This is a genomic window from Lachnoclostridium sp. An131, from assembly GCF_002160825.1.
In the GTDB taxonomy this organism is placed as follows: Bacteria; Bacillota; Clostridia; order Lachnospirales; family Lachnospiraceae; genus Laedolimicola.
Genome location: NZ_NFLI01000009.1, coordinates 69,945 through 94,756, shown reverse-complemented (window position 1 = coordinate 94,756; position 24,812 = coordinate 69,945). Strand labels below are relative to the sequence as shown.

Annotated in this window: 22 protein-coding genes; 1 reads left to right on the top strand and 21 read right to left on the bottom strand. The window is 52.4% G+C overall.

The genetic code is table 11. From position 1 onward, the window contains the following. Window positions 1-90: 90 nt before the first annotated feature. The 4 genes from B5E77_RS09030 to B5E77_RS09015 all read right to left on the bottom strand — a co-directional run bounded on the left by B5E77_RS09030 (window position 91) and on the right by B5E77_RS09015 (window position 4,070). The gene (locus B5E77_RS09030; protein WP_087165043.1) at window positions 91-1,011 is read right to left on the bottom strand and encodes a sugar phosphate nucleotidyltransferase; all 921 of its coding nucleotides are present in this window, start codon (window positions 1,009-1,011) and stop codon (window positions 91-93) included. A gap of 17 nt (window positions 1,012-1,028) precedes the next feature. Beyond that, entirely contained in the window at window positions 1,029-2,366 is a 1,338-nt protein-coding gene (glmM, locus tag B5E77_RS09025; RefSeq protein ID WP_087165103.1) for a phosphoglucosamine mutase, read from the bottom strand. 186 nt (window positions 2,367-2,552) lie between these two features. Further along, window positions 2,553-3,497 carry a tRNA dihydrouridine synthase gene (locus tag B5E77_RS09020; RefSeq protein WP_087165042.1) on the bottom strand — a complete coding sequence of 315 codons (945 nt, stop codon included), beginning with the start codon at window positions 3,495-3,497 and terminating at the stop codon, window positions 2,553-2,555. A 36-nt stretch (window positions 3,498-3,533) separates the two neighbouring features. Continuing rightward, complete coding sequence (locus B5E77_RS09015; RefSeq protein WP_087165041.1) at window positions 3,534-4,070, bottom strand: hypothetical protein; 537 nt, start codon at window positions 4,068-4,070, stop codon at window positions 3,534-3,536. Between the two features lie 215 nt (window positions 4,071-4,285). On the opposite strand from B5E77_RS09015, the gene B5E77_RS09010 reads away from it, so the two are divergent. After that, a complete protein-coding gene (locus B5E77_RS09010) occupies window positions 4,286-6,532 on the top strand; it encodes a hypothetical protein (RefSeq protein ID WP_087165040.1) in 2,247 nt (748 codons plus the stop codon). 76 nt (window positions 6,533-6,608) lie between these two features. On the opposite strand, the gene B5E77_RS09005 is transcribed toward B5E77_RS09010, so the two are convergent. The 17 genes from B5E77_RS09005 to B5E77_RS08925 all read right to left on the bottom strand — a co-directional run bounded on the left by B5E77_RS09005 (window position 6,609) and on the right by B5E77_RS08925 (window position 24,809). Then, window positions 6,609-8,201, bottom strand: a complete 1,593-nt coding sequence (locus tag B5E77_RS09005) for an ArnT family glycosyltransferase (RefSeq protein ID WP_087165039.1) — start codon at window positions 8,199-8,201, stop codon at window positions 6,609-6,611. Continuing rightward, complete coding sequence (locus tag B5E77_RS09000) at window positions 8,201-9,310, bottom strand: SGNH/GDSL hydrolase family protein (RefSeq protein ID WP_087165038.1); 1,110 nt, start codon at window positions 9,308-9,310, stop codon at window positions 8,201-8,203. The genes B5E77_RS09005 and B5E77_RS09000 overlap by 1 nt, the downstream gene beginning before the upstream one ends. Next, window positions 9,307-10,263 (bottom strand): glycosyltransferase family 2 protein, encoded by a 957-nt coding sequence (locus tag B5E77_RS08995; RefSeq protein ID WP_087165037.1) that lies wholly within the window; start codon window positions 10,261-10,263, stop codon window positions 9,307-9,309. The genes B5E77_RS09000 and B5E77_RS08995 overlap by 4 nt, the downstream gene beginning before the upstream one ends. A gap of 12 nt (window positions 10,264-10,275) precedes the next feature. Further along, entirely contained in the window at window positions 10,276-11,214 is a 939-nt protein-coding gene (locus tag B5E77_RS08990; protein ID WP_087165036.1) for a glycosyltransferase family 2 protein, read from the bottom strand. Next, window positions 11,211-11,633: a sugar 3,4-ketoisomerase gene (locus B5E77_RS08985; protein ID WP_087165035.1), complete on the bottom strand. Its 423-nt coding sequence runs from the start codon at window positions 11,631-11,633 to the stop codon at window positions 11,211-11,213. Before B5E77_RS08985 ends, B5E77_RS08990 begins: the two co-directional genes overlap by 4 nt. Window positions 11,634-11,716: 83 nt before the next feature. After that, the gene (locus tag B5E77_RS08980) at window positions 11,717-12,808 is read right to left on the bottom strand and encodes a DegT/DnrJ/EryC1/StrS family aminotransferase (protein WP_087165102.1); all 1,092 of its coding nucleotides are present in this window, start codon (window positions 12,806-12,808) and stop codon (window positions 11,717-11,719) included. A 77-nt stretch (window positions 12,809-12,885) separates the two neighbouring features. Then, the gene (locus B5E77_RS08975) at window positions 12,886-14,031 is read right to left on the bottom strand and encodes a hypothetical protein (protein WP_087165034.1); all 1,146 of its coding nucleotides are present in this window, start codon (window positions 14,029-14,031) and stop codon (window positions 12,886-12,888) included. 57 nt (window positions 14,032-14,088) lie between these two features. Beyond that, a complete protein-coding gene (locus B5E77_RS08970; protein WP_087165033.1) occupies window positions 14,089-15,507 on the bottom strand; it encodes an MBOAT family O-acyltransferase in 1,419 nt (472 codons plus the stop codon). Between the two features lie 12 nt (window positions 15,508-15,519). Then, complete coding sequence (locus B5E77_RS08965) at window positions 15,520-16,590, bottom strand: acyltransferase family protein (protein WP_162609676.1); 1,071 nt, start codon at window positions 16,588-16,590, stop codon at window positions 15,520-15,522. A gap of 34 nt (window positions 16,591-16,624) precedes the next feature. Then, on the bottom strand, window positions 16,625-17,698 hold the full coding sequence (gene prfA, locus B5E77_RS08960) for a peptide chain release factor 1 (protein WP_087165031.1): 1,074 nt from the start codon (window positions 17,696-17,698) through the stop codon (window positions 16,625-16,627). A gap of 46 nt (window positions 17,699-17,744) precedes the next feature. After that, the gene (gene prmC / locus B5E77_RS08955) at window positions 17,745-18,599 is read right to left on the bottom strand and encodes a peptide chain release factor N(5)-glutamine methyltransferase (RefSeq protein WP_087165030.1); all 855 of its coding nucleotides are present in this window, start codon (window positions 18,597-18,599) and stop codon (window positions 17,745-17,747) included. After that, window positions 18,596-19,618 carry a DUF1385 domain-containing protein gene (locus B5E77_RS08950; RefSeq protein WP_087165029.1) on the bottom strand — a complete coding sequence of 341 codons (1,023 nt, stop codon included), beginning with the start codon at window positions 19,616-19,618 and terminating at the stop codon, window positions 18,596-18,598. The genes prmC and B5E77_RS08950 overlap by 4 nt, the downstream gene beginning before the upstream one ends. Window positions 19,619-19,717: 99 nt before the next feature. After that, window positions 19,718-19,921: a 50S ribosomal protein L31 gene (gene rpmE / locus B5E77_RS08945; protein ID WP_178038777.1), complete on the bottom strand. Its 204-nt coding sequence runs from the start codon at window positions 19,919-19,921 to the stop codon at window positions 19,718-19,720. A gap of 213 nt (window positions 19,922-20,134) precedes the next feature. After that, window positions 20,135-21,598, bottom strand: coding sequence for a transcription termination factor Rho (gene rho, locus B5E77_RS08940; protein ID WP_087165028.1), 1,464 nt, complete (start codon window positions 21,596-21,598; stop codon window positions 20,135-20,137). Window positions 21,599-21,777: 179 nt separating this feature from the next. After that, window positions 21,778-22,701 carry an acyltransferase family protein gene (locus B5E77_RS08935; RefSeq protein WP_087165027.1) on the bottom strand — a complete coding sequence of 308 codons (924 nt, stop codon included), beginning with the start codon at window positions 22,699-22,701 and terminating at the stop codon, window positions 21,778-21,780. Next, complete coding sequence (locus tag B5E77_RS08930) at window positions 22,702-23,859, bottom strand: acyltransferase family protein (protein WP_087165026.1); 1,158 nt, start codon at window positions 23,857-23,859, stop codon at window positions 22,702-22,704. It abuts the gene before it with no gap. Between the two features lie 14 nt (window positions 23,860-23,873). Next, complete coding sequence (locus tag B5E77_RS08925) at window positions 23,874-24,809, bottom strand: hypothetical protein (protein WP_087165025.1); 936 nt, start codon at window positions 24,807-24,809, stop codon at window positions 23,874-23,876. Between the last annotated feature and the right edge of the window lie 3 nt (window positions 24,810-24,812).

Sequence of the window (24,812 nt, the reverse complement as noted above, 5' to 3'; positions counted from 1 at the left end):
TTTGAAAGGACGCCAGGCCCTTCGGCAATTCGCCCAAGTTCGTGACGTCCTTCTCTCTTCCCTGTTTTATAGTTCAGCCTCCGGCTGTTTTCAGGAGAAAAGCTTCTCCTTATACACGCCGTCCGCAATCAGCTTCTTAAAAGAATCTACCACAGACTGCTTATCCTCCTTGTAGGTCACGCCGAACCATTTATCATGGGTTTCCAACACCTTAACAGCAGCGCGTCCCTCCTTCAGAAGTCCTCCGATGATAGACGGAAGCAGATATTCTGCCTTAATATCACCCGGCTTCAGGGCCTCCAGGAATTCTTTGAAGCCTTTTTCCACTTCCTCAAGGAAATCCGGAGTCAGTCCCCACATATTCATGGACACATAGCCCTCCGCATCGATCGGAACCAGCTTTCCGTCCGGTCCCGGCACGCCGGCGCCGCCGTCCGGAAGCTTTTCGATGCCGCCAGTCTCCACCACGTCCGTCAGATATCCATTCTCCACCTGGCAGATGCCGCGGGTCACAGCTCCGTTGTCGCTGAGCGTATTTCCAAGAATGAAGCCTGCCATGCAGAAATCGAATTTTCCGGTGTCTCCATGATCCTCCACCAGATAATCATGCACTCTCACAAAGGCTTCCTTGCCGTAGTAGTCGTCTGCGTTGATCACCGCAAAGGGCTCCTTTACAATTCCCTTGCAGCTTAAAACTGCCTGACCCGTGCCCCAGGGCTTGGTGCGTCCTTCCGGCACGGAAAAGCCCTCCGGGAGATTGCCAAGCTCCTGAAACGCATACTCCACTTCGATCAGCTTCTCAATTCTGTTTCCGATGATCTCTTTGAAGTCCTTTTCCAGATCCTTACGGATAATAAACACCACCTTATTGAATCCGGCCTCCATCGCGTCATGGATAGAATAATCCATGATGATTTCTCCATTTGGTCCTACCGGCTCCAGCTGCTTGATTCCTCCGCCGAATCTGCTTCCGATTCCCGCCGCCATCACTACCAGCGTCGTCTTCTTCATCATTTTCCTCCTTATATTCAGGCCTGTACGCCTTTCATTGCGTTGATGATATGCAGCACGCATTCCTCACAAAGCTCGTCAGTCTGAGCCTCCACCATGACGCGCAGCAGCGGCTCGGTTCCGCTCTTTCTTACAAGAACGCGGCCCTCTGTGCCGAGGCGCTCTTCCACCTCAGCGATGGCCTTCTTCACTGCCGGCGCGTTCAGAGTCGCATCCATATCCTGCACTCTCAGGTTCTGCAGAAGCTGGGGATAAATCTTTACCTCAGACGCCAGCGTAGCCAGGGAAGCCTTCTTCTCCAGGATGACCTCCATCACCTTCAGAGAGGTCAGGATGCCGTCTCCCGTCGTAGCATGCTTGCTGAAAATAATATGTCCGGACTGCTCTCCGCCCAGCTGGAAGCCGTTCTTCGTCATATTCTCATAGACGTATTTGTCTCCCACAGCCGTCTTCTCATAGCGGATTCCCGCCTGATCACAGGCCTTGTAAAGGCCCAGGTTGGACATGACAGTGGTGACGATGGTATCATCCTTCAGAGCTCCCTGCTCTTTCATATATTTGCCGCAGACATACATGATTCTGTCTCCGTCTACCACTTCTCCGTTCTCATCCACTGCGATGCAGCGGTCTGCGTCTCCGTCATAGGCAAAGCCTACATCCAGCCGATTTTCCTTTACAAATTTCTGCAGCACCTCAATGTGGGTGGAGCCGCAGTTCGTATTGATATTTGTGCCGTCCGGCTCGTTATTGATTACATAGGTCTTGGCTCCAAGGGCGTCAAACACGCTTTTCGCGATCGCAGACGCGCTTCCGTTGGCACAATCCAGACCTACCCTCATATTTTTAAAGGAACGTGTGGGCAGAGAAATCAGATATCCGATATAACGGTTCCGGCCGGCAGAGAAATCGACTGTCCGGCCAATCTCGGCTCCCGTCGCCAGGGGACGCTCTTCTGTCACGCCGTCGATATAAGCCTCTATCTTCTCTTCTACCTCAGCCTCCAGCTTATGGCCCAGACCGTTGATTACCTTGATTCCGTTGTCATAGAACGGATTGTGGCTGGCGGAAATCATAATGCCGCAGTCAAAGCCCTCTGTGCGCACCACATAGGATACGCTGGGAGTCGTAGTCACATGCAGAAGATATGCGTCCGCTCCTGAGGCTGTAATGCCTGCCGCCAGCGCGTACTCAAACATATAGCTGCTCCTTCTCGTATCCTTTCCGATTACGATCTTGGCTTTATGATCTCTTCCGTAATACCATCCCAGGTATCTTCCTACCTTAAAGGCGTGTTCTACCGTCAGCTTTACATTGGCTTCCCCGCGGAAGCCGTCTGTACCGAAATACTTTCCCATAGTCTGCTCCTTGCTTTTTTCAATCTCCGCGCCCTTCCCGCGGTTTCCCACGCAGGGCAACAGCAAAAAACCTTCCCGTTCCTCTGTGCTTTTCTCTGGAAAGGTTTTTCAATTTACAGATTTATTATAACAAAAAGCTGAAAATACTCAAGTTCTAATTTTCCCTTTCATCCTTCTCATCCTCTTCTACCCCAGCAGTCCGCTTACGGCCACCTCATATTCCGCAAGCGTCTGCGCCTTTTTGATTCTTTTTGCCAGCTTCTCTGCACCCTCAAACTGGCGTATCTGGTAAAACCAGAGCTCCTTCATCTTAAAAAGCACGTTCCGGTCTCCCATATTCCAGCCTTTGTAGCCTTCCAGAACCATCCCGTGGAAACGGCGGAAGCGTTCTGCTGCCTCCTCTTCCGTCATCCTGTCCGCCGCTATTCCCGGATCTCGAATCACTCCTCTTCCAAGCATGATCCGGTCTGCCTCCGGAAATTCCGCGCAAAAGTCTTCCAGGTCTTTCCTGGTAAACAAATCGCCGTTATAGCAGACGGGCGCCCGGCTTTTCTGCTGTGCAAGACGGTACACAGCAAGATTTGGCCTGTTATTGTAATAATCCTTCTGAACTCTTGGATGCACAATCAGCTCCTCCAGGGGATACTGATTAAAAATCTCAAGAAGTCTCAAAAATTCTTCCGGGCTCTCCATACCGGCCCGGGTTTTCACAGATACACGCATATCAGAAGCCGCTGCGGCCAGTCCGGAAAACACAGTATCCAGAAAGCGGTTAAGCTCCTCCGGAAAAGCCAGAAAGCCCGCCCCCTTTCCTTTACTCACGACAGTCCTGGAAGGACAGCCCAGATTCAGGTTCATCTCCCGGTAACCATAATTTCTCAGAGACTCTGCGAGCTCCAGGAATCCCTCTGCCCGGTTCGTCAGAATCTGGGGGACGACGTACAGTCCTCTGTTGTTTTCCGGAAGAATCTCCTGCAGCTCCCGCTTTTTGAAGCTTCGCTTTTCGTGAGGCTCCAGAAAAGGCGTAAAATACTTATCCAGGCGGCCGTACACGGCCGCCTGGGCATTGCGGTAAACGTAAGTGGTGATCCCCTCCATCGGGGCCAGATATATCTTCGTCTGAAAATTCATACTTTCAGTCCCTGCCCTTTCCACATCTATAAATTGTCAATTTTCAGCAGTGATTTTTTTCTTTTTTTCCTTTCTCAGTTTCACAAAAACAATCACCGCGCTGATACAGTCTGTAACGAACAACAAATGCAGTATCCCATGACAGACTGCAGTCTTTGTTGGCAGCGTTCCCTCTTTTCTTCCTCTAAGCACCGCATTAATCCCATATACAGATGACGTGAGCAGTAAAAGGTAATTGATCACAGAAAGCACCAGCACCAGGATAGGAGAAGCAAATATAAACGCAGGCACGACCATAACAGCCAGAAGCAATATCCCCACCAGTAAAGTAAACAGATAATATGGGATATGAACCAGCTTAATAAGCATATTCCAGAACGCAAGCTGGTAAGCACAGCCTTCTCCCCTGCATCTGCAGGCATTTAGGATACACATAACATAAACTACTACCGTCAACGCTGTATGGACCCAAAACAGAAACGGCAGTTCCAGCCTGCCGGCTATACCAAATAATACAAAGCCCAGATAAGGCCATAGCATTAGAATGATTGCTGAAGCTTTCATGTATCTCATTAACAGCGTTCCTCCCTTTTCCTGTCTTCCAGCTAAAGATATTATACCAGATACAGATGCAAAAAGGAAACCTGCCTTTCGCCAGTTGACCGGATCCCGGTTTTGCGCTATTCTATAAGAAATACGCGGCGGTTTCCATGCGGGCCGGTGTGCGGCCCTTATTGCTTTCCTTTCTGCCTGGCTCCTGCCGGCATACCGCCATTCCGGAGGTTTTCATGTACACGATTTCACTCTTACTGCTGGCTCTGTTCAGCCTTTATATCAGTATATTTGCATTCTGGAGATGGGACGCATCCTGGCTTAGGGAGCTTGACGCCGTCCCGGCACAGATTCTGTTTGTGCTGGTTTTTGCCGTATTTCTCTGCGGCGCTCTTCTCCTGGTCAGCCGTCTGCTTAAAAGGCTTTCAGATCAGAAGCTGAAGCGCCTGGCCCTGCTGTGCATGATTCTTCTGGCCGCAGGACAGCTGATCTTTCTTGCTGTGATTCAGCCCCAGCTCCGCTATGATCCGCTCAAGGTATTCGACATGGCCGTGGAGATGCTCCGCACCCACACCATTTCAGAAACCTATGAGACCGGCTACTTCGCCCGCTATACAAACAACTATCCCCTGACAATCCTTACCTACTGGTTCCTGCTTCTTTTATCGAAGCTGGGCGTTCGGGAAGGCTGGTTTCTGCCCGCAGTGCAGCTCGTCAATGTCGCCTGCATCACCCTTTCCATCTGGCTCGGTTACCTGATCATGAAGGAGCTGAAGGGCAGGCGCTCCGCGGTTTTTTATCTGGCAGTCTGCGTACTCTGCCCCCTCTCGTATGTATGGAGCGGGTATTATTATACAGCCACCTGCTCCATGCCCTGCCTGATGGGAATTCTGTATCTGTACCTGAAGCTGCGGAAAGCCTTTCCGTCTGAGAAGGAAAGCAATTATGACAGCGGCATTTCCGCAAAAGCTATAGCCTGGAAATGCGTTCTTCTCTGCGCCCTTCTGGGATTTCTCACAGTTTTGGGCTTCAAGCTGCGTGCCACGGCGGCTATCGCATTCATTGCTGTAGTTCTTGATTTTCTGCTCCGGCTCTGGCGAAGCAGACGCGGCGGAAAGCCTGGCCTTTTCTGTGTCCTGAAAAGCTTCGCGGGAAACCGCCTGAAAACGACTCTCTTTTCCGGAGCTGCCTTTCTGCTGGCGGCATCCCTGACCCTCGGCTTCTTTTCCGCTGCCACGGAGCGCTATGTAAAATTCGACTACCAGAATACCGGCTTTCCGCTTGTCCACTGGATCATGATGGGCGCACGTTGGGACGGAGCCTATGATCAGAACGACGAAAACTACACCTTCAGCTTTGAGACGAAGGAAGAAAAAATCGAGGCAGATTTAAAGGTTCTGAAAGAGCGAATCACAGAGGCCGGGCCTCTGGGACTGATTTCTCTCGCGGGACGAAAGCTTTTAAATACCTGGGTAGATGGTACAGACAGCTACCTTTATGAGAATGACTATGGCCGTTACTCGAAGCTCTATGATTATCTGGTCGGCGATAAGAGCGGATTTCTCACGCTTTACTCGCAGGCCTTCCGGGCTCTTAACATGCTTGTCATGGGCCTTTGCGCCCTGCTGGCGCTGATCCGCCTGAAAAAACGCAGGGAATACCCGCCTCTGTTCCTGATCCAGCTGACCGTTCTGGGCTGTATGGCCTTTCACCTGATTTGGGAGACCAATCCTCTGTACAGCATCGGCTTCACCTTTCTCTGCCTGATGCTGCTCTCTGACGGAATTCTTTCTCTGTCAGAGGCTCCCGCGGCTGCACCGGCTCTGAAAAAGAGCTGGATTGTCTGCGGAGCGGCCTTTGCCGTCCTTGCCGTTCTTCTGGGCCTTGGGAAAAAGGAGCTGGTAGAGACTCCCATTGAAGCCAGGGATTATTCTGTGAACCAGTATCAGTACGCAGGCGGCTACGACGGCTATGTGACCTCCTACGACCAGACCTACGTGCAGACCTTCACTACCGACAAGCCCTTTAACCGCATTTCCATACAGGCCATCAACACGGTAGGCCCTTATAACCAGTCTGCCTTCACAGTACGCCTCACAGACGAGGACGGCAGCGTAGTCTACTCTAACGACCGCTTTCTTTCCGGCATGGTAGACCGGACCAATGCCTATGAATTTATATTGGACGAAATTGTTCCTGACGGGCCCACCGTCTATACCCTGGAAATCGCCCCCGGCTATATCAAGGGAGAGGACAGCCTCGAGTTTCTCTCCTACAATACCGGAAACTGGGATCTGTACGCCGGCGGTTCCCTGACCATAGGCGGGGAGGAGCAAAAAAACGGCGACCTGGCATTCGCAGTCTACGAATACGAGGTCACCACCTATTTCAGCCTCAAGCAATATGCGATTCTCTGCGCTGGAATGCTCCTGCTCGCCGCAGGAGTCACGCTTGGAGTTCGCAAAACAAAATGGCTGCCTTAAACTGCTGTGAAGCACAGAACCAGGCTGACAGCCAGCATTTTTACCTTAGAAAACATTCCCCGCTCCCTTTTGTTACTTATTTACCCAGGAGCAGATAGCTCCCATTCTCATACAGCAGCCTGGCAGCTTGAAGCTCCTGCTGATATTCCTCATAATGAGCCGCGTCGATATACAGGACTGCCGGCTCCTTTTCTTTCAGGAATTCCTCAACGCCTCCGTCCTCACAGTGAAAATCACCGCTGATTTCCGCCAGAAACAGCATATTCTGATCCCAGCTTCCTATCTTTCCAGGATCCTCTCCCGGCACAAATACGTATGCCTTTTCTCCCGCATATTCCGAATCCCGGTCCACGCTCTCCTGAATAAAGAGCTGGAACGGATCTCCGTGAGCCTCACGGATCACGTGCAGATAAGAGTTCCACATATAATGTCCGGTCATGAGGACACAGCCCGCCGCCAGAAGCCATACGCCAATCCCGGCAGCCGCCTTTACTCCCTTTTGCCCGCTCCGGCAGAAGGCCTCCTCTTCCGCTGCCAGCGGAGCCCGGAGTACCATACCCAGAAAGACTGCCGCCCCCATGGCCAGAGGCACCGTGCAGGGATAGCAGTACCAGATAAGCTTGGTCCGAATCATGGAAAATCCAAGGAACGGTATCAGGAACCAGAGCAGATATCCAGATACATCCTGCAGCGCTCCGCTCTGCCAGCTGCTCTTCCAGGCATGCTTTTTCCACATCCAGACAGCTCCTGCCGCCAGGCCTGCCAGACAAATCAGGAGCAGCCAGCGGTAGATAAAGCCCTCCGCCCCAAATACCATATCATAATAAAAAGAAAATGGGAACTCATGGCCTTCGAAATTCGAGCTTCCTGTCCTTGCCAGAAGATCCACTTCAATCATCTGAGTCAGGAATGAAAACCCGTCCTTTGTATAACGCCACCCAAACCACAGAAGCAGCGGCGCAAGGACCGAAAGAAGAAAGCCTCCCCACTCCTTTGCTTTCAGGCGGAAGAGCTCCCCTGTGCCAAGCAGATACAGGCCGCCGATCGCAGCAATCATGCCGGCATGCCAGCTCTTTGTCAGAAACGCCAGGGAAAACATCAGGCCGCAGACATAAAGCCGCTTATGATTTTCCCGGATGCGCAGCATGGCGAGCATGGCAAGCGTAAAGAACAGCATATACAGGGCGTCCGCATCTCCGGCCCGGGCCAGATGGGCGGAAAGCGGCCGTTCATTGGCGCAGAAAAAGCCCAGCACCAGAATCGAAGCCTCCCTGCTGTAGCGCTTCGCGAACAGGGCGCAGGCAATGCCTGTAAGCAGATAGGCAAGGGCCGAAGTAAACCGAAGCCCCATGACACTGTAGCCAAAAAGCCGGAACCCCAGTACTATTCCCCAGTAGCTGACCGAGGGCTTCAGGTTCCAGTCATCCGTCTCATAGTTGTAGGTATGGCGGATATAATCGCCATTCTGGATCATCTCATAGGCGTTTACGCCGTGGCGCGCTTCATCCCAGGAGTCCACATACTGCACGTCCAGACAGCGAAAGCAGTAAAAGGCAAGGGTCAGGCAGGCCGCCGCGAAAAACACCCAGTAATATTTTTCAAACAGGCGCAGAAGCGTCCGGTAAAGCCGGATGGGTGCTTCTGCCATTTTCCCTGCAGTCGTCATCATCAATTTCCTCCTGTGTCAGCCCTATCTCCCAGCATGGACTTCAGCGTCCCGCAGTAAACGCTGTACATGACTGCCGCAAACTGGTCATAGCCTGCGGCTCCCGGGTGAAGAGCGTCTCCATCCTCGAAATTCTCCGCGCTGTTGTGCATCAGGGCCAGAGGAATCAGCTCCACATTCCTTTTCCCGTCAAATTCCTTATGGATCGCCTGCATCAGATCCATAATCCGCTTGTCGGACCGGTTCTTGAATTCTCCCTGAAGAAAGGCAGTGCCGTCCTGGCGCACCATCGTCCCGATTTTTTCCTGATCTCCCCAGTAAATCGTATTGACTATATAGATGGGAATGTCCTTGTCATGATGGCGGATATTGTCCACCATCTGCGCAATGGCATCCACGGTTCCGGACGGATCGTCGCTCAGCCCGTTTGTCCCGAGAAAAATCTGAATCACATCCGGATCCTTTCCGGTGTAGAGCTTGTAATAATTCCAGTCGAACATTTCCTGTACCGGATCATAAAAGGGCTGAATCCCCTCGCTCACGCCATCGGAGAAAAATTCTGTCGGCCCCAGATAATCCTGTGCCGAAAAGCCACTCCTTCCCTCATGGCTGTAACGGGTCCAGCCCCTTGTTCCTGTAAAAGTAATCTGATCCCCTGACAGGTGATAGATCGTCCGGTACCACTCTTTTCCGTCAGACAGACTGTCCCCCATATTCATGATGGAGTATTCCCCTTCCAGCTGCTCTACCACATGCAGCGTGCTGGAAAGCGTCATGACCTCATTGACATTATAATCATAGACCGTCAGGGTCAGGGGATAATCCCCAATCTGCTCTTCCTTTCCTGTAACCGAAAACCGATCCTCCAGGTTCTCTCCAATCTCACAATCCCAATTGCAGGCATATCCGTCCCGGATGCCTGACCAGACTACCTGATCATTGTAGAGCTCTATCGTGCTCCCTACCGCCACATAGACGTCCTCCGGCAGATAGGCCTCCACCTGGGGCTTATATTTTTCTACCTCTCTCTGCAGAAAAATATTCCAGGCCAGCATCCCTGCGAACAAAAGAACAAATACTGCCAGCAGCGGCCTTAAGCTTTTCTCTTTCATTCGCCTTCCTCCTCTGCCTTTGTCATATTTGTCTCCTTACAGATGAAAATCGGGCGGTGCTTGGTCTCCATATAGGTTTTTGCCAGATACTCCCCGAGGATTCCGATACAGAACAGCTGAATTCCCCCCAGAAAAATGATGATACAGGTCATAGACGGCCAGCCCGACACCGGATCTCCAAATAAAAGCGTCCGAACGACAATGAAACAGAGCGCCAGAAACGCTACCAGGCAGAAAAACACTCCCAGGAACGCCGCAATGGCAAGCGGCGCCGTGGAGAAACCCACGATTCCATCGATGCTGTAAATCAGGAGCTTCCAGAAGGACCATTTCGTCTCCCCTGCGCTCCGCTCTACATTTTCATACTCCAGCCATTTTGTCTCAAAGCCTACCCAGCCAAACAGCCCTTTGGAAAAACGGTTGTACTCGCCCAGGCGCAGCAGCTCGTCTACAAACTGCCGCGTCATCAGCCGGTAGTCTCTGGCTCCGTCCACGATCTCTGTCTTGGACAGCCGGTGCATCATAGCATAGAAGCGCCTTGCAAAAAAGGAGCGGATCGGCGGCTCTCCCTTGCGCGTCACACGCCTGGTAGCCACGCAGTCATAGGGCTCCTCTGTAATAATCCGGTACATTTCCGGCAAAAGAGACGGCGGATCCTGCAGATCCACGTCCATAATCGCCACATAATCACCGTCCGCATAGGAAAGACCGGCATACATGGCGGCTTCCTTTCCGAAATTCCGGGAAAAGCTCACATACTTCACCCGGGAATCCTGCTCCGCCAGCCTTTTCATCTCCGCAAGGCTTTCGTCCCTGGAACCATCGTTTACGAAAAGAATCTGAAGCTCTGCCTTCTGCCGCAGCTCCTCTGCCGTCTTTGAAATTTCTCTGTAAAAAATGGGAATGGCTTCCTGCTCATTATAGCAGGGAACGATCACTGAAATCTTATCCATAAGCGGCTCCTGTTATTTCTTCTCTTCGTCAAAGCCCTTTGTCTCGTCAATCAGGAACGGCGGCCTGTTTCTGGAAGCATCCAGCGCTCTCCAGATATATTCGCCGAGCAGCCCCAGCATCACCATAATCACACCAAAGGAAAAGAGCATCAGTACCATCAGGGACGTCCATCCCGGCATGTCCTCAATGCCTGAAAGCCTCTGCACTGCCAGTACAATTCCCCAAACCACTGCCACAATGGCGTATGCCGAGCCCAGGAAGGACATAAAACGCACCGGAAAATAGGAAAAGCTCATCATGGAATCGATAACCAGCTTGACCTTTTTGGAAAGAGTCCAGCGGGATTTTCCGATCTCGCGGGCCTTCCGGTGGAAATAGACCTTATCGCTCTTAAAGCCTACCCAGAGCACCTGAAGAGTCAGCGCAGAATTCTTCTCATCCAGCATCAGAAGCACTTCAATCACCTGGCGGTCCAGAAGATAACAGTCAAAGCCTCCCTTTGGCATGTCCTTGATTACCAGCTTCCGCATCAGCGTATAGTACAGGTTTGCGAAAAACTTCTGTACAGGGCCCTCGTCCCGGTCCGCGCGGACCGCAAGCACGACCTTATTTCCTTCCTTCCATTTATCATAGAGCTGAAGAATCAGCTCGGAGTCCTCCTGCAGATCCGCCTGCTTTGTAACCGCGCAGTCCCCGGTACAGACTGAAAGTCCCGCCAGAATCGCGGCATGCTCTCCGAAATTCCGGGACAGCTTCACAAGGCGTACATTTTCATCCATATCCCGGATCTGGTTCATAATCTCCCAGGAATTGTCTCCCGAACCATCGTCCACAAACACAATCTCATATGCTTCCAGCTTATGAAGAATTTTTTCCTTCATATCCTGGTAAAGCAGCATCAGGGTATCCGAGTTCCAGTATACAGGAACAACAATTGAAAGCTTGCTCATCGCCTGCGGCTTCCTCCTACTTCCTTCAGATATTCGTCATAATCACGGATGTACTCATTTCCGTCATAATGGGTATTAGCCAGCACCAGAAGGACGGAATCCTCACTGAAATCATACATATCCTTCCAGACCATCGTAGGAAGATAAAGTCCCATCCTCGGCCTGTTCAGCTCAATTACTTCCTCTTCAAAACCATTGTCCACGCGCACCTTGCTGGATCCGCTTACATTGATAAGGACAAACTCTGAATCCCGGTTGGCATGCTGTCCGCGGATCACCTGGCTGTCTGAGCCATAGATATAAAACACCCTTTTGATTTCGAAGGGAATGTCCATGGCGCCTTCCACAACCACCAGCTTCCCCCTCTCGTCTCCCAGATCTCCGAATTCCAGGATTTTATACTGATCTTTGATACTCATACTGTCTCTCCCTGCATATGGTATTCCGGCCGGCAGCCCCGCTCCTGGCTTCAGGATCCGGGCCTCTTTTCCGGATATTTTTCCTAAAACGCGTTAAGCGCCTCGATTACATACTCCTGCTCTTCCTCTGTCATCCCATTGTACATCGGAAGTGACAGAACCTCCCGGGCATACTGTTCTGTGATCGGGAAGGCTCCCTCCCGGTAGCCCAGATACTGGTATGCCTCCGAAAGATGCGGCGGAATCGGATAGTGAATAATCGTACCGATCCCTTTCTCTTCCAGATACTGCTTCAGCTCATCCCGCTTTTCACAGCGTACCACAAACTGGTGCCATACAGCGGTAGCTCCCTCCTGAACGCCCGGCAGCATCAGCCTGGGATTCCGGATTTCCTGCAGATACCTGTCTGCGATCTGACAGCGCTCCTCCTCGCATTCCTCTACATGGCGCAGACGCACGCGCAGAAGCCCTGCCTGCAGCTCATCCAGCCTGGAATTGGCTCCCACTACCTTATTGTAGTACCGCTTTTCACTTCCGTAATTGCGGAACACCCGGAAATCCTCCGCCAGCCCCGCATCCTTTACGACTACGCCGCCCCCGTCTCCGAAGGCGCCGATATTTTTCGAAGGGTAAAAGGAAAAGCAGCCTACATCTCCAAAGGTCCCCGTCATCTGCCCGTCAAAGCAGGCTCCGTGGGACTGAGCGCAGTCCTCCACCAGCTTCAGGTGGTACTTATCCGTCAATGCCTTTACAGCAGCCATATTGGAGGCCTGGCCGTAGAGATGAACGACCAGAACGGCCTTTGTGCGCTCCGTTATTTTTTCCTCTATCTTTGAAACATCGATGTTGTAATATTCATTTGGCTCTACAAAGACCGGCGTCGCTCCGTTTATCGTAATGCCCATCACGCTGGCAATATAGGTATTGCCCTGAACGATGACCTCGTCGCCCGGCCCGATTCCAAGCAGCCGGAACGCAATCCACAGGGCGTCCAGCCCGCTGGCCAGGCCTACGCAGTGCCCGCCGCCCGTATAGGCCGCAAACTCCTCCTCAAAGCTTTTTACCTCATTTCCCAGCACATACCAGCCGGAGCGGAGAACCTCCAGGGCCTTTTCCTCAAATTCCTTCTGATACCTGAAAAATCCCCGGTCCATCCTGTTCGCCATAATTTTCATCGTGACTTCCTCACTTCCCCGGGCAGGAGACTCTCCGGGCACATCCCGCCCGGCGCTCATCAGCCATTTTCTGCCCATTATTTCTTATCATAACATGCTGTGAAATATTCGTCAATCAGCTCCTGCAGCGTTCCGGAGGCTTCCGCTTCTGCCACGGGAGCGTCAAGCTCTGCCAGAAGCTCCGTCACCTTCTCCGCGCCGTCTCCGTTCAGGTGATCGACATCGATATAGCTCTCCTGTCCCAGATTCAGATATTCGTCCCGGCAGAGATTAAAGTCCAGATACGGCACTCCAAAGCCATCTGCCAGCTCCTGAATATATTCGTGTGCCATGTCGTAAGGGCCTACCTCCTCCAGATACCTGTCAAAGCTCGGGGCAGTCACGAAGACCAGACGGATCCCCTCCTCCCGGCAGAACTCCACGATCCTTCCAATATAATCCAGGGTATAGGTCACATCGCTGTCCATATCCTCCGGCACATCCGAAAAGTTGTCCCACCAGGTAATCTCGTCCGCATTCAGCTCGGCGTCCGACCAGACAAAGCCTCTGCCCGCGTAATATTCCTGCTCTCCGGCTACCGGCTCGTACGCCCGGTAGCCTTCTGCCTGCTTTTTCTCCCAGACATCTTTCAGGTAGGAAGCATTTCCGAGCTGCTGCCAGTTCCGCCGAAAGGGCAGAAACCGGTTCGTATATTCATCGGCCTCGGATGTAGTCAGCAGAAATTCCAGCTTATTAAGAGACAGGCGCATATAGTCGGAAATGATATTGGCCTGAACCAGATCCCTGTCCTTCTTGTCTATAAACAGAAATTTATAATGCATGTCCAGATATACCGTCTCCAGATCATGATACCTGGCCGCTTCCCTCAGAAGATAATAGGAGGTATCATAATTCTGTGACGAAGAGCCCAGGTTAAACGAGCTCTTTCCTGTAAGCTCCGTAAACAGCTGCGGGTCATACGCCCGGAAGCAGTGCGAGCTTCCCAGAAACAGCGTATCAATATTTTCCCCGCTGTCCGCCGTCTCATAGAGCTCGTGCATCGTAAGCCTCGTGTAGCTGGACGTATCATCCACCAGCAGATAATTACAGGCTTTCACCAGAAGGCCTGTGAGCGCCGCCACAGCAAGCCCCATCGCAAGAAACCGCAGCGCGGTATATGTTCTTTTTTTCTCCCGTCGTTCTCCCACAGGCAGACGCCTCCTTTCCGGAAACCAGGTATCCATCCGGTCTTCTCCTTAAGCTGCTTCCAAATACGGTACCCCAGCTCCGCTATATTCCGGTCAGAACTGTGTATACAGGAACTGGCTCGTATCATAAGCTGCCCCATAGACTCCCAGAATCACAACCGCCGCGATCATCGCCGTATAAATCAGGCACCGTACCGCCGCATTCTGTCTCGAGATCCATCCCCGGAAGCCAAAGCCCCTTTCATTGGCTAAATCCTTGCAAATAACAAGCAGGATCCCCAGAAGGAGCAGAATCCATTCAAATCCGGTCAGCTGCATGCCTGCAAAGTCCCGCAGCCGGAAATCCCGCACAAGTATCAGAAGCATTCCTTTCAGATCGCCCAGAGAATTCACGCGGAACACCATCCAGGTCAGATCCACAAACAGGAAAACCAGAAGCTGCTTCAAAGGCCTTGGAAGCTTCCGCTTCCCATTTTCCGCCAGCCTTCTGCCCATCGTCTCCAGAATCTGCGCCGCTCCGTGCATGCCGCCCCAGGCCAGGAAATGAAAGCCTGTGCCATGCCAGATTCCGCTTACCAGAAACGTCGCCATGAGATTGCAGTATCTCCGGAACGTCCCCTTCCTGCTGCCACCCAGAGGAATATAGAGGTAGTCTCTCAGCCATGAGCTTAAGGACTGATGCCATCTGTGCCAGAAATCCTGAATAGAGTCCGCAAGGTAGGGACGCCTGAAATTTGTCAGCAGGTCAAACCCGAGAATCTCTGCCATTCCCCGCGCGATGTCCGTATATCCCGCGAAATCGCAGTAAATCTGGAAAGCGTAGAGAAGCGTCACCAGCGCAATTTCCACGCCGCCGAAAGCTCCAAACTGACTGTAGACCGCATTTACCGGAACCGCGATCCGATCCGCGATTAAAAGCTTCTCACAAAGTCCCCAGAGAATCAGCATGCCTCCGCTGCGGATGCGTTCCGCATCGCGCACATCCTTCTTTGGGATTTCCCGGATCTGTGCCAGCAGATTTCCGCTTCTCTCGATCGGTCCCTGCACCAGCTTCGGAAAGAAGGCCTGAAACAAGGCAAAATTCAACAGATTTCTTTCTGCCTGCGCCTTCCCGCTCTGCACGTCCGCCAGATACCCAATGGCCTGGAAGGTATAGAAGGATATTCCCACCGGAAGCAGAATTCCCATCCTGTTGTATTTGAAAAATCCCAGAGCTATGACATGAAATCCGATAACTGCCGCAAAGATAAGCCTGCTCCGTCCTCCTGCTCCCTCTGCTTTTTCTCCGTCTTTCCTTCCGGCCCTTTCCCTGTCAGCCGCCAGCAGAAGCCCGCTAAGCCAGGTCACCAGCGTGGAGCCAAGCAGAATCAGGAGGGCCGAAGGGCCAAAGCTTGCGCAGAACAGCCAGCTGGCCGCAAGAAGCCAGGGCTTCCGGGCAGAGCCCGGAAGGATCAGGTATCCAAGCCATACAATTGGGAAAAAGGCCAGAAAGGCCAGCGATGTAAATCCCATAATTTCCTCCGTCTATCTGTCCGCCCGCTTCTTAAGAGCTCCCTTTTTCCACTTTCCATAAAGAAGAAAATCCAGCAGCCAGAATTTTTTCGTAACTATAATGATCACTGCCGTAATCACACTCATCACCACAAAGGAAGCTGCCGCAAAGCATAGACCCTCCCAGGTATAGAGGCTGTACGCCTTTCCCTGGTTCAAAACCGTAGCAAAATGGAAATGCAGCACATAGATTTCCAGCGTATAACCACCCAGGAAAGCCAGAAACCGCTTCAGCCGCCCGTCCTTTAAGTATTTCAGAAGAAGGCTCACGCCCAGGCAGCCCAGGAGGGAAGCAAAAAGCTGGCGTCCCAGAAGAAAAAGCGTGCTCACATCCTGCAGATCCCAGACTGCGGCCATCAGTATCAGTCCCAGAAGGGAGGCAGCGCAGGCCAGCCTCTTTACAGTCTCCGGAAGCTCCCGAAGCCATTCCTTTCGCTTTCCCGCAAGATATCCGATCAGATAAAAGGGCAGGTAAAGCCTTGTAAGCCCCGGGCTTAAAAATTCCCATCCAAGCAGCGTCTCCAGAACCACGAATGCGGCAAGAGCCAGATATACCAGCCAGAATGCGGCCTTCGCATACCCTTCACTGGTATCTGCATCGGCCTTTTTGCTTCTCCATTTTCTGGCGCCGCTTTCGGCCAGCTGGGCCGTATAAATCATTGCCGTCAGAAGAAAAAGCGTCATCAGGAACCACAGCCCCTCATCCAGGTCAAACAAAACCTGTATGACGCTGGAAAAGGGATGGCGCGGATGAAGCAGGATAATCCAGAAGAAAAAGGGCGTCAGATAGGCCAGAGCCCTCTTACCCAGGATTCTTCCGTAATCAGAAAGCCCCTGAACCGTTCTTCCGATTCCGCACAAATAGCCGCTGACCATAATGAACAGCGGCATCTGTATTACCTTAATCACATCATAGACGTAACCGTCCTCCATGTGATTCCAGACAAGGACATGGCCTGCCATCACAAGCAGAATAGCGGCCCCCTTGATCGCATCGATTGTCTGACTGCGCGTCCCCTTGTACGCTTCTGTCTTTCCACTCATAAGCTTTTCACTCTCCGGCGGCCAGTCAGCTTTCCTATTCTTCATTCATCTTTGCAAGCTTTGCAGCCTGGTCGGCGGCAATGCAGGCGTCAATGATTTCCTGAATATCCCCATTCATAATCTTATCCAGCTTATACAGAGTTAATCCGATTCTGTGATCCGTCACACGGCCCTGGGGAAAATTGTAGGTACGGATCTTCTCAGAGCGGTCGCCGGTTCCTATCTGGCTTCTTCTGGCTTCCGCCTCCGCGTCATGCGCCTTCTGGCATTCCATATCATAGAGCTTTGCCCTCAGGAGTGCAAAAGCCTTCGCTTTATTCTGAAGCTGGGATTTTTCCGTCTGGCTGTACACCACGATTCCTGTAGGATAATGGGTCAGGCGCACGGCAGAGTCCGTCGTATTGACACACTGGCCGCCGTTTCCGGAAGCACGCATTACGTCAATGCGGATATCCTTCTCATCGATCTGTACATCCACCTCTTCCGCCTCCGGCATCACTGCCACCGTAACCGTCGAGGTATGGATGCGTCCGCCGGATTCTGTCTCAGGCACACGCTGCACCCGGTGTACGCCGGATTCATATTTCATCACGGAATATGCGCCCTGTCCGTGAATCATAAAGGTCACGCTCTTCATGCCGCCGATTCCGATTTCATCCGCTTCCATGACCTCCACCTTCCAGCGGCGGCTCTCCGCGTAATGCACATACATCCGGTAGATCTCTGCCGCAAACAAGGCCGCCTCGTCTCCGCCGGCTCCGGCGCGGATTTCCACGATTACGTTTTTCTCATCGTTGGGATCCTTGGGCAGAAGCAGCACCTTCAGAGTGTGCTCCAGCTCCTCGATACGGGCCCTGGCAGAGGAAAGCTCCTCCTTCAGCATCTCCCGCATCTCCTCGTCGTTCTCCTCCTCCAGCATCTGAAGGCTCTCCTCGACCGTATCCTTACACTTTTTATATTCCTTATATGCGTCTACAATCGGCTGCAGATCGCTCTGCTCCTTCATCAGCTTCCGGAACCGTTCCTGATCGTTCACCACAGACGGCTCGTTCAGCTCATTCATCAGATCCTCATAGCGCAGAAGCAGATCGTCCAGCTTGTCAAACATGTTCTTCCCTCCATCAATTTCTATCTTTCAAAACGGAACCGGCCCGTTATGCCCCTTCCTGACTCCGGTCCTCCGGAAGCCTTCCGCGGACCACCCGGTCAAGCCCGGCCAAATCCCGTATTATCTCAATTTCCTCAAAGCCGCTCTCCCGCAGAAGCTCAGATACGCTCTCTGCCTGATCGCAGCCTATCTCCAGGCAGAGCAGACCGCCCGCCCTCAGATACCGGGGGCTCTGCTCTGCTATTTTTCTGTAAAAATACAGGCCGTCCCCATGTCCGTCAAGAGCCATCAAGGGCTCATGAAGCCGTACCTCCTCCATCAGTCCGGGGATCTCGTCCCGGCGGATATAGGGAGGATTGGACACAATCAAATCAAAGCTCCCCTCTATCTTCTCAAACAAATCGCTCTGTATCAGCTTTGCCGGAAGAGACAGCCTTTTCCGGTTTCTCTCTGCCACCTCAAGCGCTGTGAGAGACAAATCTGCCCCTGTTCCTTCCGCGCCTGGGCAAAAATGCAGAAGGCTCAGAAGAATGCAGCCCGAACCTGTGCACAGATCCAGAAACCGCATGCCCGGCTTCAGGTATTTCAGCGCTTGTTCTACCAGAATCTCTGTATCCTGCCTCGGAATCAGCACCTGGTCGCTTACCAGAAAGGACAGGCCCATAAATTCCTGCTCCCCGGTAATATGCTGCAGCGGAATCCGCCTCTCTCTCCGCTCCAGAGCCTCCAGAAAGCGGCTTTCCGCTTCCTTTCCCAGCTCTTCCTCCGGATAAGCCAGATAATGGCTTCTGCCAAGTCCTGACGCCCACTCCAGCAGATACCAGGCGTCCAGCTCTGCTTCCGGCACGCCTGCGTCCCGGAGCCGGTCCGCGCCGTACCGGCACGCTTCCCGCAGCGTCAAGCCTCCGCCTCCAGAACCTTTTCTATCTCCTGCGGGACCTTCTCTTCCAAGATATCCTCTATTTCCTGCGGAGTCTCTATTTCCTGCGGAGCCTCTCTTCCCTGCCAGGCTCTCCAGTCAAAGACCGCCTCTACAGCAGCAATCGCCACCTCTATCATGCTGTCATCCGGCTCCTTTGTGGTCAGCGCCTGCAGCCACATGCCAGGCCTGCTCAGGATTCCCACAAGCTTGTTGTCCGTGTTTCCTGCCAGCCGGATAAACTCATAGGAGACACCGGCAATCACGGGTACCAGAGCCACACGGAACACCACGCGCAGGATCGGGGAATCTACCCGGATAAAGATGAAGAAAATAATGCTGACAACCATCACGATCAGCATAAAGCTGGTTCCGCACCGCTTGTGGTGCTTAGAGCTCGCACGTACATTCTCGACATTCAGCTCCAGGCCGTTTTCCACACAGTTGATGCACTTGTGCTCCGCCCCATGATACTGAAATACTCTCTGTATATCCTTCATCAGTGAAATCAGAAGCACATAACCGATAAACAAAAGAAGGCGGATCGCTCCCTCAATCACGGCCAGCACAGTGTCTGACACAATCACATTGCGCAGAAGCGCTGCCGCGAAATAAGGCAGCACCATAAATATTGCCACTGCCATTACGATGGAAAAGGCAACGGTAATTCCCATCACCACTTTCTCCGCACGCTCTCCGAACAGCTTCTGGACTACCGTGTCCGCTTTGGAAGGCTGCGCCTCCTCTTCATCATAGAAGCTGGCAGAAAAGGTCAGGCATTTCATACCCAGAACCAGGGAATCCACAAAGCTAATCACGCCCCTGACGATCGGAATCTTTCTCAGCCTTTTGCTTCCGATTCCCTCATGCGTGCTCAGATGCACCTCGATTTCCCCGTCGGGCTTGCGCACACCCACCGAATACACATCCTGATTTTTCATCATGATGCCTTCCAGAACGGCCTGGCCTCCGATTCCCGAAGATTTTCCCGCTGTACTCATCAATACTTTTTCCTCCATATGCAGAAAGGGTTCCGCCCTCGGAACTCCCGCGAAACAAAAAGGGTGAGATTATCCAACCTCACCCCTTGCTCACACTTCTTATTTCGTGATGCCATATTTACGATTGAATTTATCAATACGTCCGCGAGCTGCCGCAGCCTTCTGCTGTCCTGTGTAGAATGAGTGGCATTTGGAGCAGATTTCAACGTGAATATCCTTCTTTGTAGAACCTGTCACAAATGTATTGCCGCAGTTGCAGGTTACGGTTGCCTGATAATACTCCGGATGGATTCCTTCCTTCATGATTTTCACCTCTTCATTCATATTTTGTGAACTTCTGTTTCCTCAATTCCCGGCCAATGCCGCTCCGATGTATCCACGGCAAGCTATCCCGGGCTATCCCTGCAAGTCCCTGCAGTTCAGCTGCCTATATGACAGCTTTTAGATTATATCACAGGAAGAAGAAGGTTGCAACAGGAAAATTTGTTCTGATTTAGCTGTACGGTACGTTTTTGTTCAGATAAACCGGGTCTTCTTCACTGTCTGTACAAACTCGGCGTTATTCCGGGTACGCGAGAACATATTCAGTACATTCTCCACCGCATCCTCCGGCTTGAGTCCGTTGAGGCCCTTGCGGATGATCTCCATCGCCTCCAGCTCCTCCGGAGCCAGCAGCAGATCCTCCCGCCTGGTTCCCGATTTCGGGATATCGATGGCCGGGAATACCCGCTTCTCCTGCAGCTTGCGGTTCAGAACCAGCTCCATATTGCCAGTTCCCTTGAATTCCTCGTAGATGACATCGTCCATCTTGCTGCCTGTCTCTACCAGGGCGGTGGCAAGGATCGTCAGGCTGCCTCCCTCCCGCATATTCCGGGCTGCTCCGAAAAAGCGCTTTGGCATATACAGAGCCGTCGGATCAAGGCCTCCCGACAGCGTGCGTCCGCTGGGGGGAACCGTCAGGTTATAGGCCCGGGCCAGGCGCGTAATGCTGTCCAGAAGGATAATCACGTCCTTTTTATGCTCCACGAGGCGCTTTGCCCGCTCAATCACCATCTCCGAAACGCGCTTGTGATGCTCCGGCAGCTCGTCGAAGGTGGAATGGATGACCTCCACATTCGGCCCCTCGATCGCCTCCTTGATGTCCGTCACCTCCTCGGGACGCTCATCGATCAGAAGAATCAGAAGCTTCATTTCCGGATGATTGCGGGTTACGGATTTTGCCACATCCTTCAGAAGGGTGGTCTTTCCAGCCTTGGGCGGAGATACAATCATGCCTCTCTGCCCTTTTCCAATCGGGGAAATCAGATCCACGATCCTCATCGCCATGCTTCCGCCCGGGCGTTCCAGATGAATTCTCTCATTCGGGAAAATCGGCGTCAGATCCTCGAAATTCCGGCGCTTTGCCGCATCGTCCGGCCGGCATCCGTTGATAGATTTCAGATAAAGAAGGGCCGCAAATTTTTCTGTCTGGGCCTTTACCTTCACATTTCCGCAGAGGATATCTCCTGTCTTCAGATTATATCTGCGGATCATCGCCGGATTGATATAGATGTCATTTTCGCCAGGCAGATAATTATCGCTGCGGATAAAGCCATAGCCGTCTCCCAGCACCTCCAGGATTCCCGTCACTACCTGTCCGCTGTCCAGACTGGACATATCCTGCGTCTGGGCCGGCTGACGTTCTGTACGCTCCGTCCGTTCCATGCGCTCAGACCGCTCTGTGTGTTCTGCGCGCTCTTTTCTCTCCTGTCTGTCCGGGCGCTCCTGCCTTCCATGATGCTCCGCGTGCCCGGCACGTTCCGTGTGCTCTCCGCGCTCCGCCTGTTCCCTTTCCTTCTGCGCTCCGGCTTCTTTATCCTTCTCCAGCATCCGATCGATCAGATCCTTTTTTTTCATAGCTGAAGTTCCTTTCATTCCTCTGGCCTTCGCGATCTCCTTCAGCTCTGCCAGCGGGAGTGACTCATACTGTTCTCTTGTCATGCCTCATCCTCCTGATTGATTTATCCCTGCCTGCTTTTATGCAGCTTTCATCTATATTAACAGTGGAAGTATTTTTCTCATGTCTTGTTTTTCTTTGGGATTCCTGCCAGATAAATACAGCAGTCTGCGATCATACCTGCATTATAACTCATTTTTCCAGATTGTGCAAACAGAACTTCTTATAAAATATTTAAAATCGTCTCTATAATCGAATACACAAATAAATGCAGGCACAGCACCGGCATCGTATGCCTCCCCAGAAAGCCGCAGGCCTTCGCAAATACGCCTGCATGCTTCTCCAGAAACAGGGACGCTTCCATGACAAGAAAGGAGCCAAGGCCGCCAATTACAAGATACAGGATCATCGATCTGCCGTAATCGGCCACCGACATATTCACGCTTCCGTTTAAACAGGACAGTCCAATAAAGGCTGCCGCAAGCAGCACAAGGATTCCCGGCTTCCGGTACAGCTTCTCCACCAGCTCTCTCCGGGCAAGAGAGCTTCCGAACATCAGAAACGACACACTGTAAAGCGCGCAGTCCAGGCTCCAGGGCAGCAGCACGGGGCAGAGATAGTGAAGCAGCACAGACGCCAGCAGCAGGCCAAAATTCAGATACAGGGCTTTTTTCATATTTCCCTTTGCAGCCCGCATCAGAAGCCAGAAAATCAGATAGGCTAAAAACATACAGGTCAAAAACCAGGTAGGCGCGTTCAGAATCTGCATAAAATATACGTTTCCGGGCGCGTCCGCCGGAAACAGGCAGTTCCTGGAATACAGGATTCCCAAAAGCGGGAAAAAGGACTGCGCACTCACCTGACCAGCCAGCAGATCATTTTTCACAAAGAAAAACAGAAACAGGAACAGATTATATCCGAAATAAGGCACCAGAAGCCGCCGCGCTTTCTTTTTCGTGAAGTCTGCGAAGCTTTCCTCCGGCTTATAGCGGAAGGTCATACCTGCCAGCACAAAAAATATGGGCATATAAAACATGCCGCCGAAAAAGCTCACCGGCCCGAAGGATCTGCCCGTATGCACAAGAAGCACTATGATGATTCCTGCCGCCTTGGCAATATCCAGCCAAAGCACCCTCTTTTTTTCCATTTACGGTTTCCTCCTCTGAAACAGTCTCTGGATTCCTCTCTCCAATACCCCGCTCACAGGCTCGAGATACCTGCGGCCCGCCCATGCAGCCAGCAGTACCAGCGCCGTCGTGCAAAAAAAGTCCAGCCCCACGGTCAGGTGGTATCCCAGCTTTTCATGCAGCCCCAGGAAAAACCAGCAGGAAAACGTGGCTACCACCGGGAAATGAAGCAGATACAGGGAATAAGAGATATCCCCGAGAAAACAAAAAGGCTTCTTTGCAAAAAAGCGCTGCAGTCCCGGCAGCCCCAGCACTCCAAGCAGAAGCCCTGCCGCTCCAGCCATATGATAAATGACCGTATAGGCCGGAGGCAGCGGCGCATAGATGGTCCCCGCCATATCTACGCCGATAGACGGATAGGATAAAAGATATACGCCCAGCACAAAAGCCAGCAGCGGAAGAACCCAGTACCTGTTCCAGAGCTTCATCCCTTTTTTCTGGGTACAGAAGAAATCACTTGCCGCAAATCCAAGGAAAACCCCTGCAAAATAGATATCCGTCGTAAGCGAGACAAGAAGCATCACACCGTAGGCCACGTAACGGAAGCGGTTTTCTCCCACGAGAAACGTGGCCAGGTAGACTACCAGAGCTCCCCAGAACAGATAGGGAATCGTCCAGAGCACGCCATTGTAATCATTGGTTCCCTGTAAAAAGCAGCCAATCAGGCTCTCGTAAAGCATCTGTAGGAAATTCGGCTGGAACTGATTGAAGCCCGCAAACCAGGCTTCCGATTTCGTAATGACCGCAGTCTCCGCATTCCGGTAAAGCCCCAGAGACATCAGCACAAAAATCAGGGTATTTGCGATCAGAATCATGGGCGCCAGCCGGAAATAGCGCTTCCAGGCGCTGACTCCAAGCCTCTTTTTGTCCCGCACGGAAAAATAGGACAGGCAGAGCACAAAGCCGCTGAACACCAGAAAAAGGCAGACCGCCGCGTTGCCGCTGTAGAGAAGGTTAAGCGGAGTCTTTCCAATGGCAGTCTCAATCTGGGACGCCGTGTGCGACGACTCCGGCTGCAGGCTGTAGGCCGCATAATAAAAGGCAAACACAAAGTGGCAGAAATATACCATCAGGGCGCCGATTCCCTTTAAGCCGTCGATATAAGCTAATTTCTTCATACTTTACGCCTCCGTTAGTCTCTGGATTTCAATGCGCCGCAGAGCAGCCGTGTGTATTCTGTCCGTCCTGCCGATGACAGATGAATCAGATCCTGAAAATTTCCGGCATCGGACGAATCGAAATCCAGATCCTCCGCACAGAGCACCTCAAAGCTTCCGCTTCCGTTCCATTCTGCCTTGAGCCTCTGAACCTCCTCCAGGCAGAGCTGGTAGAGCTCCATATAATCCGGGTCTGCATACATTCTCTCATATTTGGGCGTTTCCAGAAAATACAGATTCAGCCCGTACTCCTCCGCAAGCGCAGCGATTTTCCCGTAGCCTTCCATCTGAGCCTCATGCAGCCCATTCCGGCTGCCCAGCATTCCCAGGGCATACAGCTCTTCCCTCGTACTGCCCTCCTGCTGAAGCAGGGTTCCTCCGTTTCGGAACTGGGACGACACCAGCGCGTTGTTGATCGGATAGGTCAGAAGCTGTTCATTGTTCGCTGTCACAAAAAACTCAAAGAAATCCGAAAAGGAGGCGCCGCTGTTCTCCGCCATCAGCCTCCACGCCTGAATTTTGAAATCCAGATCCGTGTCCAGAAGAATCTTTGTATCGCTGATCCAGGGATCCGCCGCCGCCGTGTACGGATAAAGATCAATATACAGATTCTTTACCTCCAGCCCTTCCTCCAGCATATACGCAAGCTCCATAGCCATCAGCGCCGGCTGGTTGCCATTGTAGGAAAGGATGTAGGAGCTGCCCGGGAGCTCCTCCTCCAGCACGTCGATCGAAAGCCCCTGCCGGAACATGGAAGACCCGATAAACAGGTTTTCCGTCTCTCCCCGCTCGATGGCTGCCTGCATGCCATAGGTAGATACCGGCAGAAGGCGGGCATATTCATTTTTCAGAACGACCAGCAAAAAGGCTGCCAAAAGCGCGCCTCCGATAGTCAGCAGTATTCGTTTCATGAA

Excerpts from the sequence above, each read along its gene's own strand:
- B5E77_RS09030 (WP_087165043.1), bottom strand. The coding sequence starts at position 1,011 with ATGAAGAAGACGACGCTGGTAGTGATGGCGGCGGGAATCGGAAGCAGA.
- glmM (WP_087165103.1), bottom strand. The coding sequence starts at position 2,366 with ATGGGAAAGTATTTCGGTACAGACGGCTTCCGCGGGGAAGCCAATGTA.
- B5E77_RS09020 (WP_087165042.1), bottom strand. The coding sequence starts at position 3,497 with ATGAATTTTCAGACGAAGATATATCTGGCCCCGATGGAGGGGATCACC.
- B5E77_RS09015 (WP_087165041.1), bottom strand. The coding sequence starts at position 4,070 with ATGAGATACATGAAAGCTTCAGCAATCATTCTAATGCTATGGCCTTAT.
- B5E77_RS09010 (WP_087165040.1), top strand. The coding sequence starts at position 4,286 with ATGTACACGATTTCACTCTTACTGCTGGCTCTGTTCAGCCTTTATATC.
- B5E77_RS09005 (WP_087165039.1), bottom strand. The coding sequence starts at position 8,201 with ATGATGACGACTGCAGGGAAAATGGCAGAAGCACCCATCCGGCTTTAC.
- B5E77_RS09000 (WP_087165038.1), bottom strand. The coding sequence starts at position 9,310 with ATGAAAGAGAAAAGCTTAAGGCCGCTGCTGGCAGTATTTGTTCTTTTG.
- B5E77_RS08995 (WP_087165037.1), bottom strand. The coding sequence starts at position 10,263 with ATGGATAAGATTTCAGTGATCGTTCCCTGCTATAATGAGCAGGAAGCC.
- B5E77_RS08990 (WP_087165036.1), bottom strand. The coding sequence starts at position 11,214 with ATGAGCAAGCTTTCAATTGTTGTTCCTGTATACTGGAACTCGGATACC.
- B5E77_RS08985 (WP_087165035.1), bottom strand. The coding sequence starts at position 11,633 with ATGAGTATCAAAGATCAGTATAAAATCCTGGAATTCGGAGATCTGGGA.
- B5E77_RS08980 (WP_087165102.1), bottom strand. The coding sequence starts at position 12,808 with ATGAAAATTATGGCGAACAGGATGGACCGGGGATTTTTCAGGTATCAG.
- B5E77_RS08975 (WP_087165034.1), bottom strand. The coding sequence starts at position 14,031 with ATGGATACCTGGTTTCCGGAAAGGAGGCGTCTGCCTGTGGGAGAACGA.
- B5E77_RS08970 (WP_087165033.1), bottom strand. The coding sequence starts at position 15,507 with ATGGGATTTACATCGCTGGCCTTTCTGGCCTTTTTCCCAATTGTATGG.
- B5E77_RS08965 (WP_162609676.1), bottom strand. The coding sequence starts at position 16,590 with ATGAGTGGAAAGACAGAAGCGTACAAGGGGACGCGCAGTCAGACAATC.
- prfA (WP_087165031.1), bottom strand. The coding sequence starts at position 17,698 with ATGTTTGACAAGCTGGACGATCTGCTTCTGCGCTATGAGGATCTGATG.
- B5E77_RS08950 (WP_087165029.1), bottom strand. The coding sequence starts at position 19,618 with ATGAGTACAGCGGGAAAATCTTCGGGAATCGGAGGCCAGGCCGTTCTG.
- rpmE (WP_178038777.1), bottom strand. The coding sequence starts at position 19,921 with ATGAAGGAAGGAATCCATCCGGAGTATTATCAGGCAACCGTAACCTGC.
- rho (WP_087165028.1), bottom strand. The coding sequence starts at position 21,598 with ATGACAAGAGAACAGTATGAGTCACTCCCGCTGGCAGAGCTGAAGGAG.
- B5E77_RS08935 (WP_087165027.1), bottom strand. The coding sequence starts at position 22,701 with ATGGAAAAAAAGAGGGTGCTTTGGCTGGATATTGCCAAGGCGGCAGGA.
- B5E77_RS08930 (WP_087165026.1), bottom strand. The coding sequence starts at position 23,859 with ATGAAGAAATTAGCTTATATCGACGGCTTAAAGGGAATCGGCGCCCTG.
- B5E77_RS08925 (WP_087165025.1), bottom strand. The coding sequence starts at position 24,809 with ATGAAACGAATACTGCTGACTATCGGAGGCGCGCTTTTGGCAGCCTTT.